The sequence below is a fragment of the Streptomyces sp. NPDC090499 genome, from assembly GCF_044769305.1.
Classification (GTDB): Bacteria; Actinomycetota; Actinomycetes; order Streptomycetales; family Streptomycetaceae; genus Streptomyces.
Window position 1 is genome coordinate 183,699 of the sequence record NZ_JBIVXP010000012.1, and the last position, 13,716, is coordinate 197,414.

Here is a 13,716-nt window from a genome sequence, read left to right on the forward strand (position 1 = left end):
GTATGAGCCACCTGTCAACTCTTGGGATACGGCCAGGGATTGGGCAGACAGTGGATTCCGTCGTGGTCGAGGAACTTGGTCTGCTGCTGCATGACCGGCGCCAGCTCGCCGTCCTTGTCGCAGGTCACATGGCCGTAGCCGAGCCGGTGGCCGACCTCGTGGTTGATCAGCATCTGCCGGTAGGCGTGGATCTTGTCGCCGTACGTCTTGCTGCCCTGGGCCCACCTGTACGCGTTGATCATGACGCGTTGGGTGGACGCCGAGTCGCAGGACACGTTGTCCTCGGTCGTGTCGAGGCCGGACTTGGCGCACCACTTCGCGGTGGTGCCGGGACTGGCGAGCGTGATCACGAAGTCGGGTTTGCCGGTGGACACGCGCGCGAAGGTACGGGCACCGTCGTGGGCCCAGCTGCGCTCGTCGTTGAGCGTCTTCTGCACGGCCTCGGCGAACAGCTTCCCGTCCAGGCCGAGCCCCTGCTCCACGTCCACGCGGTAGGTGTACTTCCGCCCCTTGCCCGGCGCCTTCGCGCTCCCCGGCACGGTGCTGAACTTCCCGGACCCGGCCAGCTCGGCGCTGAGCGGGTACTTCTCGCCCATCGCCTGCTCGTACGACAGCGTCACCACGCCCGGCGAGGCGGAAGCCGACGCGGACGGCGTCGTACGGCTGTCCCCGCGCGAGGCGGCGCCGTCGGTGGCCCGCGTCCCGTCCGCGGCCGACCGCGACCGTGCGGCGTCGCCGTCGCGGCCGTCGACCACCTGCCCGGCGACGATCACCGCGAGCACGGTGGTGACGGCGGCGGCCGCGACGCCCGCGAAGGCCCGGCCCTTGCCGCCCCTGGGCTGCGCGGGCCCGCCGGCGGGCGGCGCGTCGACGGCATCGCCCGCTCCGCCGTCCAGGCCGGACGGGAGCGGGGACGTGGACGTGGACGTGTGCGGGCCCGAGCCGGGCGGATACGTTTCCGTGCGCTGGCCACCGATGCCGGGGCGGGGCGCGAAGACGTCGACGTCCTCACCGAAGGCGTCGACGTAGTCCTGCCGCGGACCGCCGGGCCCGCTCTGCCGCTGCCGCGGTATCGACACACCGGTCGCCCCGAAGGCGGCACCGGCAGACCCGGAAGCGGCACCGCCGGGTCCGGAAGGAGCGCCACCGGGTCCGGAGGGCACACCGGCCGCACCGCCCAACCGGCCCCAGCCACCGCCCTCTTCACGCTGCTGCGGGTGGCCGCCACGCACTCGCGGGACACCGTGCGCCGGGGTCCCGTCGGGGAAGCGCGGGACACCGTGCGCCGGAGTCCCGTCGGCAAACCGCGGGACACCGCCGGCCGGGGTCCCGTCGGGAAGGCGGGGCACACCGCCGGCCGGCGAACCGTCGGCGAACCGCGGCACCCCCCGGGCGGGCGTGCCGTCGGTCGGCCGCGGGACGCCCTGGGCGGGTGTACCGCCCGCGGACCGCGGCGCCCCGCCGACAGGCGCCCCGGCGGGGCGCGGCACTGTGGGTCCCGCCGGGCCGCGCTCGGCGTCCCCCGGGCCCTGCTTCCGGGACGCGCGCGTGTTCGCTATGTCCGCCGTGTCGTCCTTGGGTGCCGGCCCGCGGCGGCTGTGGCGTCCCACTCGCCCCTCAGCTCCCCGCGCCCGGCGCGACCGGACCGCCGCCGACGGTCCCGGCAGCCGGTCCGCCGGCCAGCCGGTCGGCGGAGGCGAGGAGTTCACGGAACGCACCGGCCACCGCCGCCGGGTACTCCATCATCGCCACGTGCCCGGCGTCCGGCATGGACAGCAGCCGGGAGTAGCGGAAGCTGCGGGCGGCCTTGCGGGCCATGCGGTAGCCGACGAGCTGGTCGCGGCCGCCGTAGATCAGCAGGGTCGGGGCGAGGACGCGCTCGGCCTGGCGCCAGAGCCCGTGCTGGCCGCCCAGCGTGTACGCGTTGACGATCCCGCGCGCGGACCGCGCCATCGCGTCCCAGAAGTACGGCAGCCGCAGCCGCCGTTCCAGCTCCTCCACCGCGTGCTCGAACGCCTCGGGCGTCACCCGGCCGGGATCGCCGTAGCAGAGGGCCAGCACGCCCCGTACCCGCTGTTCGGCGGTCCACTTCCCGGTCGTGCGGGTGAGGAGCCCGGCGACGCCGGGGAGGCCGAGCAGGACCGTCGGCACGGCGCTGCGCTGTACGCGGAGCTCGGGCAGGGCCGGCGAGACGAGCGTGAGGGTGCGGACGAGGTCCGGGCGGACGGCGGCGACGCGGGTGGCGACGGCGCCGCCGAGGGAGTTGCCGAAGAGGTGGACCGGACCGCGGCCGGCCGTGTCGAGATAGCGGATGACCGCGCGCGCGTGCCCGGTGACGGAGTAGTCGCCGTCGTCCGGCGGCGGCGAGTCGCCGAAGCCCGGCAGGTCGACCGCCTCGCCGTCCACGACGTCTTCGAGCTGCTCCATCAGCTGCGACCAGTTCTGCGAGGAGCCGCCGAGCCCGTGGATGTAGAGCGCGGGCGGCAGCCCTTCGCGCGCGGGCGGCCGCGAACGGACCGAGAGGGTGACGCCGGGCAGTCCCACCGACCGCAGCCGCTCGCCCTCCGCGACCCTGACTGCCGCCGCCTCGGGGAGCACGCTGGTGGGCGGCACGGAGGGCAGCTCGGTCGAAGACATGGGCCAATGTTACGAGACGATCACACCGTGATTCATGTGTTCGCCGTCACAGAACCACCCCGGCGAGCCGCGCACGCGCCCCGTACGCCCCGTGTGCCGCCCGGAGTGAGAGCCGGGGCCGCCACCCGGGGAACGGCCGTGGATGACATAGCGTCCGCAACCGCTGTCTCCTACGCTCGTAGACAGGGCACCCGATTGTGACCCCCTGCTGCAGCCAGGGATCTTCGAAGGAAGGGAGCCCCACCATGGTCCATGACCCCACCGACCCCGACGTGCTCGGCGATCTGGAGGCGGAGGACGCCCGGGAGATCGACGTCGAGGCCCCTGAGGGCGACGCAGCCGAGCAGCACACGGACGTCACGCCGTCCCAGGACGACCCGCTCACCGCTGTCGACGCGGACCGCGCGAACGAGGCCGATCTCATCGAGCAGGCACGGGTGGTCACCCTCGACGAGGACGACTACCGCTGACCTCGGCCCGGTCTCCGGGGAACCCGCCGGCCTGTTCGCATGTCCCGGTATTTCCCGGTGCGGCTTTCGCCGTCGTCCGGTACGTGAAATTCTGCGCTCGCACCGCGCACAGCAGGGTTACCGAAAAGTACGATGGCCGCGCGGAGCGATCCGCATGTGGACGACTCATGTGGACGACTTTGGGAGGCGGCGTGACAGCCATCGAGCAGACAGAGGCAGCACGCCCGCGGGGCACGCGCCTGCCGCGCCGTGCCCGACGGAACCAGCTGCTGGGCGCCGCCCAGGAAGTATTCGTCGCGCAGGGGTACCACGCGGCTGCGATGGACGACATCGCCGAACGGGCCGGCGTCAGCAAGCCGGTGCTCTACCAGCACTTCCCGGGCAAGCTCGACCTCTACCTGGCCCTGCTGGACCAGCACTGCGAGGCCCTGATCCAGGCGGTGCGCGGCGCGCTCGCGTCGACGACCGACAACAAGCAGCGGGTCCGGGCGACCATGGACGCCTATTTCGCGTACGTCGAGGACGACGGCGGGGCCTTCCGCCTGGTCTTCGAGTCCGACCTGACGAACGAGCCCGCGGTTCGCGAGCGCGTCGACAAGGTCACCAACGAGTGCGCCGAGGCGATCTGCGAGGTCATCGCGGAGGACACCGGTCTGCCGCGTGCCGAGTCGATCCTGCTGGCCTCCGGTCTCGGCGGTCTCGCCCAGGTGGTGGCCCGTTCCTGGCTGCACAGCGACCGCTCCGTCCCGCGCGACCAGGCGGTCCAGCTGCTGACCTCGCTGGCCTGGCGGGGCATCGCGGGATTCCCGTTGCACGGCCTCGACGCGCACCACTGACACCGCCGCCGACGGCGCTGCCGGAGGGAATTCCCGTCCGCTGTTCGCTCCTGGCGTGCTCGTGCGCAGCGTGTACGTCCCCTCACCGGGCTAATGTGTGCTGCGTACGGCGCGGAAGGTCGCGCACTTCACTGACCGTCGGAGGGACATAGCCGTGGAGGTCAAGATCGGCGTGCAGCACGCGCCCCGCGAGATCGTTCTGGAGAGCGGTCTGAACGCCGAGGAGGTCGAGCGCATCGTCGCCGACGCGCTGGCCGGCAAGTCACAGGTGCTGTCCCTGGAGGACGAGCGCGGCCGCAAGGTCCTCGTTCCGACGGACCGCCTGGCGTACATCGAGCTCGGCGAGCCGACGGTGCGCAAGGTCGGCTTCAGCGCGGTCTGACCACAGCAGCACGGAGGGGCCGGGGGGACGTGTGTCCGCCCGGCCCCTCCGTCGTGTCCGCCTTCCACATGTGGCGCACAAGTCGTCCACAGAGGAGGATTGCATTCCGCAGGTCACGGGTATGACGGCCTACGACCGCGAAGCACGGGCCGGCCGTGGGAGGGAACCCTCGTGATGCTCCTGGAAGTCCTTGGATCAGCCCTGCTCGGCCTGGCCCTGTCGTGGGCCGCGACCAGTCGGCTGTCCCACCGGCTCCCGGCCCGTCCCCTGGTGTTCTCCACGGGGGTCGCAGGGGCGCTCTTCGGCGACTTCGTCACCCACAGCGCGCTCGGCCCCGGCACGATCCTGGTCACTCTTCTGGGTGCGGCGATCGTCTCGGCGGCGTCCCTGTCGCTGCTGCTCCGCCCGGCGGGCCGCCACCTGCGCCGACGATCGATCCCGGCGTAGCGTCCGCACGCACGCCGAGCACTCTCCGAGCGCCCGAGCCGAAGCGCCCCGAAAGGGGCGCGGGGAACTGCGCGACCAGCCACAACGCACCCGCAGCCGCGCAACTCCCCGCAACCACCTCCCACAGAGCGCTACGCCGCCAGCCCCAGCGCAGCCATCCGCTTCGTGTGCGCCTCGGTGATCCGCGAGAACATCCGCCCCACCTCGGCGAGGTCGAACCCGTCGGCCACTCCCCCGACCAGCATGGTCGACAGCGCGTCCCGGTCGGCGACCACCCGCTGGGACTGCGACAGCGCCTCGCCCATCAACCGCCGCGCCCACAGGGCCAGTCGGCCCCCCACACGCGGGTCGGCGTCGATGGCCGCGCGCACCTTCTCCACCGCGAACCCGGCGTGCCCGGTGTCGTCGAGGACGGCCAGCACCAGTTCGCGGGTGTCGGCGTCGAGGCGGGCCGCGACCTCCCGGTAGAAGTCACTGGCGATCGAGTCGCCGACGTAGGCCTTGACCAGGCCCTCCAGCCAGTCGGACGGCGCCGTCTGCCGGTGGAAGCCGTCGAGGGCCGCGACGAACGGCTCCATCGCCTGCGTGGCGTCCTCGCCGATCTCCGTCAGCCGGTTCCGCAGCCGCTCGAAGTGGTGGAACTCGGCCGACGCCATCTTCGCCAGCTCGGCCTTGTCCACCAGCGAGGGCGCCAGCTTGGCGTCCTCCGCGAGCCGCTCGAACGCCGCGAGCTCGCCGTACGCGAGGGCGCCGAGCAGGTCCACGACCGCGGCACGGTAGTGCGGGTCGGCGGCCGCCTGCGCCCAGTCCTGGGCGGCGACACCGGTCGGTTCGGCGGAGGCGGTCTCAGGCTTGTCAGAGCTCGTCATGAAGCGCACAATAGCCCGCCCTCGGCCCCGCGGAAGCCCTGGGGAAGCTCCGGGCCGACCCTGAAGAAGTCTCCGGGGAACCCGGAGAAGTCCGGGGGAAGCCCCTGGTCAACCACTGTGACTACCACGACGTGACCAAATCGGCCATCGCATGTGCACGATTCCGGGGTATGGTGGTAATGCGCCTGCTGGTACGCCGTCGATTCTGGACGTATCTCGACAGGCCGCACGTATGAGGATGCCCGGTCGGTGGCCCGATCGGCTCCGACCCGACAGCCCTCCCGGCTCGTACGGCACTGTGCGTACGACGACCGGAGGGACACACCCTCAGCGGTACGAGCGCTAGAGCGTCGGCAGAGGTCCCGTGCACTACGGCGTGCCCCCCACGGCCCGCCCGTAAGGCAGCCGACGTCCCCGGCACGGTCCGTCAAAGACCCCCGCGCTCGCCTCGCGCCGCGACACACAGAAGAGGCAGCACCCTGACTACGACGTTTCGTGAACTCGGAATCCTTCCCGAGACCGCCGAGGCCCTGGAAGCCGTCGGCATCATCAACCCCTTCCCCATCCAGGAGATGACGCTCCCGGTCGCCCTGTCCGGCACCGACGTCATCGGCCAGGCCAAGACCGGCACCGGCAAGACCCTCGGTTTCGGTCTGCCGCTCCTGGAGCGCGTCACCGTCCCCGCCGACGTGGAGGCCGGCCGCGCCGCCCCCGAGGCGCTCACCGACGCCCCGCAGGCGCTCGTCGTCGTCCCCACGCGCGAGCTCTGCACCCAGGTCACCAACGACCTGCTGACGGCCGGCAAGGTCCGTAACGTACGCGTTCTCGCCATCTACGGCGGCCGCGCCTACGAGCCGCAGGTAGAGGCCCTGAAGAAGGGCGTCGACGTGGTCGTCGGCACCCCGGGCCGGCTGCTCGACCTCGCGGGCCAGAAGAAGCTCAACCTGAAGCACATCAAGTCGCTCGTCCTCGACGAGGCCGACGAGATGCTCGACCTGGGCTTCCTGCCGGACGTCGAGAAGATCATCGGCATGCTTCCGGCGAAGCGCCAGACCATGCTGTTCTCGGCGACCATGCCGGGCGCGGTCATCGGCCTCGCGCGCCGGTACATGAGCCAGCCCACCCACATCCGCGCCACCGCGCCGGACGACGAGGGCGCGACCGTCGCGAACATCGCGCAGTTCGTCTACCGCGCGCACTCCATGGACAAGCCGGAGATGATCGCGCGCATACTGCAGGCCGACGGCCGCGGGCTCGCGATGATCTTCTGCCGCACCAAGCGCACCGCCGCCGACATCGCCGAGCAGCTCCAGCGCCGCGGTTTCGCCTCCGGCGCCGTCCACGGCGACCTCGGCCAGGGCGCCCGCGAGCAGGCGCTGCGCGCGTTCCGCAACGGCAAGGTGGACGTCCTCGTCTGCACCGACGTCGCCGCGCGCGGCATCGACGTCGAGGGCGTGACGCACGTCATCAACTACCAGTCCCCGGAGGACGAGAAGACGTACCTGCACCGGGTCGGCCGTACCGGCCGCGCGGGCGCGTCGGGTACGGCGATCACGTTCGTCGACTGGGACGACATCCCGCGCTGGCAGCTCATCAACAAGGCGCTGGACCTGAAGTTCCCCGACCCGGTGGAGACGTACTCGACCTCCCCGCACTTCTTCGAGGACCTCAAGATCCCCGCGGGCATCAAGGGTGTCCTGCCGCGCTCGGAGCGCACCCGCGCCGGGCTCGACGCGGAGGAGCTGGAGGACCTCGGCGAGACCGGCGGCCGCGGTGGCCGCGGTCGCGGTGGCCGGGGCGGTCGGGGCGAGGCGCGCAACGAGGTTCGCACCGAGGAGCGCGAGCGCCCGGCCCGCACCCCGCGCCGCCGCCGTCGCACGCGCAACGGTTCGACCCTGGACCAGGCGTCCGGTACGGCAGCCACGGCACCGGCCGCCGAGGCCGCGCCGCCCGCCTCCGCCGGCGACGCGCTCGCGGCGTCGGAGCCGGCGGCCGCGCGGACCCCGCGCCGCCGTCGCCGTACCCGCAACGGGGCGTCCCAGGAGCCGGTGACGGCCGCCGCCCCGGCGACCGTGACGCCGGAGGCCGTCGTCGAGACGGCCGAGTCCGTCATGGAGCCGACCGCGGCGGAGAAGCCGCGCCGCCGTCGCACCCGCAGGTCCGCGGAGGCCGAGCCGGTGGCCGAGGCGCCGACGGTGGTGGCCGAGGCGCCGGTGGCCGAAGAGGCACCGGTGGCCCCCGCGCGCCGTCGCACCCGCAAGACGGCCGAGGCTCCCGAGACGGCAGCTGTCGAGGCCGTCGTCGAGGCTGTCGAAGCCGTGGCGGCGGAGCTGAAGCCGCGCCGCACCCGCAAGACGGCAGCTGCCGCCGCCGAGGCCGCGGTGGACACCGCCGAGGCCGTCGAGGCCAAGCCGCGTCGTCGTGTCCGCAAGGCCGCCGAGCCGGTGGCGGAGGTCGCGCAGGCTCCGGCCGAGGCTGTCGAGGCGCCGGTGGCCCCGGCCCGCCGCCGCACCCGCAAGGCCGCCGAGCCGAGCGAGCCGGTGGTGGCCGCGCCGCAGCCGGTGACCGTCGAGGCGGAGGCCGAGGCCGCGCCCAAGCCGCGCCGGACGCGGAAGGCGGCCGAGGCCGCCGTCGACACCGCCGAGGGCACGGAGGCCAAGCCGCGCCGCACCCGCAAGACGGCGGCAGCCGCGCCGGAGGCAGCCGAGGAGACGGAGGTGGCACCCAAGCCGCGCCGCACCCGCAAGACGGCAGCAGCCGCCGCCGAAGCCGCGGTGGACACCGCCGAGGGCACGGAGGCCAAGCCCCGCCGTACCCGCAAGGTGGCGGCGGCCGCCCCCGAGGCGGAGACGGCCGAGGTGAAGCCCCGCCGCACCCGCAAGACGGCGGCAGCCGCGCCGGAGGCAGCCGAGGAGGCGGAGGCGGCGCCCAAGCCGCGCCGTACCCGGAAGGCGGCCGAGGCCGCCGTCGACACCGCGGAAGCCACCGAGGCCAAGCCCCGCCGTACCCGCAAGACGGCCGCAGCCGCCTCCGCGGAGATCCCGGCGCAGGCCACCGAGGAGCCGGAGGCGAAGCCGAGGCGTCGCACCACCCGCAAGGCTGCCGAGTCCGCCGAGACCGCCGGATCCGTCGAGGTGGCCGACGCGGAGGCGAAGCCGAAGGCCCGCCGGACCCGGAAGGCGGCCGCCGCGGCCCCGGAGGCCTGAGCGCACGCGTGACGACGGCCCGGACCACCTCGAGTGGTCCGGGCCGTCGGCGTCTGCGCAGCGCCCGGCGGTCCCCGGTGCCGGGGTTCACCGACCGGCCCCCGGTCGGTCACCCCGGTCCGGATACCCTCTCCCCCATGAGCAGGCCCCGTACCTTCGTCCCGCCCCCCGATGCCCGTGCGTACGCGCTCGCCACCGACCGGGGCGGGTTCGCCGTCGTCGACGCGCCCGTGGCCGCCGGGGTCGAGCCCAGAGGGGTGGCGCTGTTGCTGCCGGGGTTCACCGGGAGCAAGGAGGACTTCAACCGGCTGCACGAGGCACTGGGCCGGCGCGGGTACCGGACGGTCGCCGTGGACGGGCGCGGGCAGTTCGAGTCGGACGGGCCCGCGGACGACGAATCGGCGTACGCCCAGGAGGAACTGGCGCGGGACGTGCTCGCGCAGGCGGCTGTGGTCGGCGCGGGCCGGCCGGTGCATCTGCTGGGGCACTCCCTCGGCGGCCAGATCGCCCGCGCCGCCGTACTCCTCGACCGCACGCCGTTCCGCTCGCTGACGCTGATGGCCTCGGGTCCGGCGCAGATCTCCTCCTCCCAGCAGCAGCGCGTGAAGCTGCTGCGGGACGCGCTCGCCGTCATGTCGATGGCCGAGGTGTGGGAGGCGATGCAGGCCCTGGAGGCGCCGGAGGAGCTGGAGGAACCGGACGGGCCGGAGGAGGGCCTGGAGGACGGCGAGGATCTGCGGCGCCGCTGGCTGGGCAACAAGCCGGCCCAACTCCTCGCCACCGGGCGTCAGTTGTGCACCGAGCCGGATCGCGTCGCGGAACTGGCCGCCCTGCCGCTGCCCTTCCACGTCCTGTCGGGCGCGCGGGACGACACCTGGCCGGTACCGCTGCTGGACGAGATGGCACTGCGGCTGCGGGCACGCCGGACGGTGATCGAGGGAGCCGAGCACTCGCCCAACACCGACCGGCCCGCCGCCACCGCCGAGGCGATCGCGGACTTCTGGGACAGCACCGGCCCCGCGGACCGGGACCTGGGCTAGTACTGCGTCTGGAGGTGCTCCCAGAAGCCGTCCCGCAGGGCGCGGCGCAGGTCGGCCTGGCCGCGCAGGGAGTACTGGAGCATCCCCTCGGCCTCGACCAGGAGGTCCTGGTCGACGGGGCCCGGCAGGTAGGGGTGGCCGGGCAGCAGTTCGACGAGGGCCTCGCGGCCGCGCGAGGAGAGCCACTTCGCGGCGATCTGCGCGCCGACGAACCGGACGTCCTCGCGGGTGGGTCTGGTGGCGCCGGCCTCGTAGGCGGGGGCTGCGCGTCTGGAGACGTAGGGCTTGAAGAACTCCAGGTCGAGGGTGCGCTGGCTGTCGACCTCCCAGAGCAGCGGCTCGGCCTGGTTGCGGCCCTCGGGGGCCTCGATGCCCCACAGGTGGACGCGGGCGCCGTAGCCCTGGGCGGCCTCGACCGCCGAGACCAGGTCCTCGTCGCCGCCGAGCAGGGCCGCGTCGCTGATGGCGCGGTGCCTGGCGAGTGACTCCAGGTCCGTGCGGATCAGGGAGTCGACGCCCTTCTGCTGGTTGTTGGCGTTGAGGTTGCCGAGGCGGACCTTGACGTCGGGGAGTTCGGCGATGGCCTGCTGCTCGGCGGTGTGGATGCGACGGCGGGCGCCGTCGTACCAGTAGACGCGCAGCAGCCGGCTGTCGGCGAAGATCTGGCGCGCCTTGTCGATGAGCGCTTCGATCAGCCCCTCTGCGTCGAGGTCGAAGGCGCGGCGGTCCTCCGTCCCGGCGACGAGCCGGCCCGTGGCCGCGTAGAGGTAGCCCGCGTCCACGAAGATGGCGTGCGTCGAGGGCGTCTTGGCCACTTCGGCGAGCATGCGGGTGAGCAGCTCGTTCGTGCGGTCGATACGGGCCTGAAGGGCGGAGAGGTCGTCGTTCATCGCCTCCATTGTCCCGGCGGTCACGCTGCGAACACAACCGGTCCCGGTCAGTCTCCTGCAGACTCTTACCGGTCGGTAATTAGGCGTTCGAAAAATTTCTTTAGCGTAGGGAATGTTTGTAACACGCAAGCCGTTGACTCCTACGGAACAGGACGACGAAGGGAGAGGCCATGCGCTTCGAAATCATGCGACTCGACGAGGTCGACGGCACCACCGTGGACAGCACTGTCGTGGACGCCGCCTCCGTCAGCAGGATCGTGCAGCAGGCCGCCGCCGTGGGGCAGCGCCTGTGGATCCGACCGGCCGAGACCCAGGCTTCGTAACAGGACGACGCGACAACGACAGAAGACGACAACAGCCACACCGACGACGCGCGGAGCACCGCACAGTCTTCAGAGCCCCCGTACGGCACCCAGGCCGTGCGGGGGCTCTGCGTTCACCGGCCTCCTGCGCCGCGCGCTACCCGCCCTTGATCACCTGGGTGACACCGTTGATGATCTGCTGCACGGCGATCGCGGAGAGCATCATGCCCGCGAGCCGCGTCACCAGGACCACACCGCCGTCCTTGATGACCCGGATGATCAGCAGCGAGTAGCGCATCACCAGCCAGAGCACGGCATGGATCGCGAGGATCGCGGACCACACGGACACCTGCATGGCCACGCTGTCGGCCTTCTGCACGGCGAGGATGACCGACACGATCGCACCGGGGCCGGCCAGCAGCGGCATGCCCAGCGGCACCAGCGCCACGTTGACGTCCTTGGTCTGCTTCGGCTCGTCGTTCTTGCCGGTGAGCAGGTCCAGGGCGATGAGCAGGAGCAGCAGCCCGCCCGCGATCATCAGTGCGGGCACGGAGACGTGCAGGTAGTCCAGGATCTGGTGGCCCAGCAGCCCGAAGACCGTGATCACACCGCCCGCCACGCACACGGCCTGGAAGGCCATCCGCTTCTGTACCTTGCCGGGCCGGCCGGCGGTGAGGGCGAGGAAGATCGGGGTGATCCCCGGGGGATCCATGATGACGAAGAGGGTCAGGAAGAGGGAGCCGAAGACGGCGAGATCGAACATGGGGGTGCCACAGGCCTTGCGGGAGGAGGGTCTTGGACGGGCGAGGGCCGAGCCTCAGGCTCCGCCGGTCCCCGGCACCGGGAACGCCCCGGTCGCCCGGCGGGTGATCTCGCCGTACACGTCGGGGTGGGTGGTGTACTCGCCCAGCGTCACCGTCTTGCGGCTGCCGTGGTAGTCGGACGAGCCCGTGGCCAGCAGCCCCAGCTCGTAGGCGAGCCCGCGCAGCCGGGCACGGGTGTCCTCGTCGTGGTCCATGTGGTCGACCTCGATGCCGTCGAGACCGGCAGCGGCCAGCTCGGCGATCGCCGACTCGGGGACCGTGCGCCCGCGCTTCGCGGCGGCGGGGTGCGCGAACACGCACACGCCGCCGGCGCCCTTGACCAGCCGGATCGCCTCGAAGGGGTCGGTCTCGTGCTTCTCCACGAAGGCCCGGCCGCCGTCGGCCAGCCACTCCTCGGTGAAGGCGTCGCTCACGGTCGGTACGACACCGAGCTCGACGAGCGCGGTGGCGACGTGCGGCCGCCCGACCGAACCGTCCCCGGCGATCCGCCGCACCTGCTCCCAGGTGACCGGCACCCCCAGCGCGTTCAGCCTGGCGACCATGGCCTGCGCGCGCGGCACCCGGTCGTCCCGGACCAGCTCGCGCTCGGCGAGCAGGGCGGGCTCCTCGGGGTCGAAGAGGTAGGCCAGCATGTGCATGGAGACGCCGTCGAGACGGCAGGACAGCTCGGCCCCGGTCACCAGGGTGAGCCCCGCGGGCAGCGCGGCGAGGGCCTCGGCGTAGCCGCGGGTGGTGTCGTGGTCGGTCAGCGCGACGACGTCGAGACCGGCAGCGGCGGCGTTGCGCACCAGCTCGGCCGGGGTGTCCGTGCCGTCGGACGCGGTGGAGTGGCAGTGCAGATCGATGCGCACGACACAGACTCCAGCGGGACGGGACGGAAGGAACGCGACAAGGATAACGGCCCCCGGAGGGTGCCCCCGTCACACCCGAAAGCCAGGGGCGCCCCGTACAGCCGACGCACAGGACAACGCGCCCCGAAGGGGCGCGGGGAACTGCGCGACCAGCCCCCACGGGCCTGCGGACGACAATCGCACCGGCTCCACGGCGCCTACGGCGCTACGGCTCCAGCAACCGCGGCGACAACGCCCCGCACGGCACCAGGTCCACCTCGGCCCCCGCGTCCCGCAGATCGGTCAGCACCAGCTCGTCGTACATCAGCAGACCCGTCTGCTCGGGCCACACCACGACCCACAGCCACAGCCCGCGCGCCTCGCCCGCGAAGACGGCCCGGTCGTCCGGCGCGCCGGAGACGTGCCACAGCGGCGTCGGCCGCCCGGCCGCCAGCACCTTCGCCTGGGGCGGCTTCTCCACGTTCATGGACGGCCCGGGGTCCGGCCCGTCGATCCCCGCGTACCGGGCCCCGAGGCCGACTCCCAGCTCCTCGGCGACCAGGATCATCTCCCCTATGCCGCCGAGCGGCGCGGGTCCGGAGCAGGCGACGGCGGTCGCACGGCCCCCGCTGCGGTCGTCACCGGCACAGGCCACACCCGTGAACAGCCAGCCGACCGGCAGCGGCCAGGGCATCCACACCGGAACCTGGGTGCGGTGCACCACCACACCGAGGGCCTCGACGCTGGGCGGGATCACGGGCTGTACCGGATGCACGGTCCCGTGGACATCGCACTGCCAGGTGTCGGCGAAGAGTCCGGGAGCCCTGACCCGGCCACCACACTTCGGGCAACTGGGTTCGCCCCTCATAGAGCCCCACGGTCCTACCCAGGACCCCCCACGTCAAGGACGATCACCCGTCCAGCGCACGCGACCGCGCGGACGGACGGCTCCCGCCGTGCGGCACGCCGCCGGCGACGGCGGC

14 protein-coding genes are annotated in these 13,716 nt (G+C 72.9%); 7 read left to right on the forward strand and 7 right to left on the reverse strand.

Going from position 1 to position 13,716, the window contains the following annotated elements; genetic code table 11:
- Nucleotides 1-14: 14 nt before the first annotated feature.
- Nucleotides 15-1,610, reverse strand: a complete 1,596-nt coding sequence (locus ACIQVL_RS35685; protein WP_403477392.1) for a DUF3152 domain-containing protein — start codon at nt 1,608-1,610, stop codon at nt 15-17.
- Between the two features lie 7 nt (nt 1,611-1,617).
- Nucleotides 1,618-2,637 carry an alpha/beta fold hydrolase gene (locus ACIQVL_RS35690; RefSeq protein ID WP_403477393.1) on the reverse strand — a complete coding sequence of 340 codons (1,020 nt, stop codon included), beginning with the start codon at nt 2,635-2,637 and terminating at the stop codon, nt 1,618-1,620.
- Nucleotides 2,638-2,882: 245 nt separating this feature from the next.
- Here ACIQVL_RS35690 and ACIQVL_RS35695 point away from each other — a divergent pair, with 245 nt between their 5' ends.
- The 4 genes from ACIQVL_RS35695 (at nt 2,883) to ACIQVL_RS35710 (ending at nt 4,772) form a co-directional block, all read left to right on the forward strand.
- The gene (locus ACIQVL_RS35695) at nt 2,883-3,107 is read left to right on the forward strand and encodes a hypothetical protein (RefSeq protein WP_403439156.1); all 225 of its coding nucleotides are present in this window, start codon (nt 2,883-2,885) and stop codon (nt 3,105-3,107) included.
- A 191-nt stretch (nt 3,108-3,298) separates the two neighbouring features.
- Nucleotides 3,299-3,943: a TetR/AcrR family transcriptional regulator gene (locus ACIQVL_RS35700; RefSeq protein ID WP_403439158.1), complete on the forward strand. Its 645-nt coding sequence runs from the start codon at nt 3,299-3,301 to the stop codon at nt 3,941-3,943.
- A gap of 154 nt (nt 3,944-4,097) precedes the next feature.
- Nucleotides 4,098-4,325, forward strand: coding sequence for a DUF3107 domain-containing protein (locus tag ACIQVL_RS35705; RefSeq protein WP_352367019.1), 228 nt, complete (start codon nt 4,098-4,100; stop codon nt 4,323-4,325).
- A 174-nt stretch (nt 4,326-4,499) separates the two neighbouring features.
- The gene (locus tag ACIQVL_RS35710; RefSeq protein ID WP_403477394.1) at nt 4,500-4,772 is read left to right on the forward strand and encodes a hypothetical protein; all 273 of its coding nucleotides are present in this window, start codon (nt 4,500-4,502) and stop codon (nt 4,770-4,772) included.
- Between the two features lie 131 nt (nt 4,773-4,903).
- Here ACIQVL_RS35710 and ACIQVL_RS35715 read toward each other — a convergent pair whose 3' ends face one another.
- Complete coding sequence (locus ACIQVL_RS35715; RefSeq protein ID WP_403439162.1) at nt 4,904-5,650, reverse strand: ferritin-like fold-containing protein; 747 nt, start codon at nt 5,648-5,650, stop codon at nt 4,904-4,906.
- A 563-nt stretch (nt 5,651-6,213) separates the two neighbouring features.
- On the opposite strand from ACIQVL_RS35715, the gene ACIQVL_RS35720 reads away from it, so the two are divergent.
- Together ACIQVL_RS35720 and ACIQVL_RS35725 are read left to right on the forward strand one after the other, a co-directional pair.
- A complete protein-coding gene (locus tag ACIQVL_RS35720) occupies nt 6,214-8,847 on the forward strand; it encodes a DEAD/DEAH box helicase (RefSeq protein ID WP_403477395.1) in 2,634 nt (877 codons plus the stop codon).
- A gap of 137 nt (nt 8,848-8,984) precedes the next feature.
- On the forward strand, nt 8,985-9,887 hold the full coding sequence (locus ACIQVL_RS35725; protein ID WP_403477396.1) for an alpha/beta fold hydrolase: 903 nt from the start codon (nt 8,985-8,987) through the stop codon (nt 9,885-9,887).
- Here ACIQVL_RS35725 and ACIQVL_RS35730 read toward each other — a convergent pair.
- The gene (locus ACIQVL_RS35730) at nt 9,884-10,786 is read right to left on the reverse strand and encodes an NYN domain-containing protein (RefSeq protein ID WP_403477446.1); all 903 of its coding nucleotides are present in this window, start codon (nt 10,784-10,786) and stop codon (nt 9,884-9,886) included. The two genes, ACIQVL_RS35725 and ACIQVL_RS35730, sit on opposite strands and share 4 nt — an antisense overlap.
- A gap of 161 nt (nt 10,787-10,947) precedes the next feature.
- Between ACIQVL_RS35730 and ACIQVL_RS35735 the strand changes: the two genes are divergently transcribed.
- On the forward strand, nt 10,948-11,100 hold the full coding sequence (locus ACIQVL_RS35735; RefSeq protein ID WP_089098921.1) for a hypothetical protein: 153 nt from the start codon (nt 10,948-10,950) through the stop codon (nt 11,098-11,100).
- 136 nt (nt 11,101-11,236) lie between these two features.
- On the opposite strand, the gene ACIQVL_RS35740 is transcribed toward ACIQVL_RS35735, so the two are convergent.
- From ACIQVL_RS35740 to ACIQVL_RS35750, 3 genes are all read right to left on the reverse strand, one after another.
- Nucleotides 11,237-11,842: a MarC family protein gene (locus tag ACIQVL_RS35740; RefSeq protein WP_403477397.1), complete on the reverse strand. Its 606-nt coding sequence runs from the start codon at nt 11,840-11,842 to the stop codon at nt 11,237-11,239.
- 54 nt (nt 11,843-11,896) lie between these two features.
- Nucleotides 11,897-12,754, reverse strand: a complete 858-nt coding sequence (locus tag ACIQVL_RS35745) for a PHP domain-containing protein (protein WP_403477398.1) — start codon at nt 12,752-12,754, stop codon at nt 11,897-11,899.
- Nucleotides 12,755-12,959: 205 nt separating this feature from the next.
- The gene (locus ACIQVL_RS35750) at nt 12,960-13,601 is read right to left on the reverse strand and encodes a DUF6758 family protein (protein ID WP_403439174.1); all 642 of its coding nucleotides are present in this window, start codon (nt 13,599-13,601) and stop codon (nt 12,960-12,962) included.
- Nucleotides 13,602-13,716 lie beyond the last annotated feature (115 nt).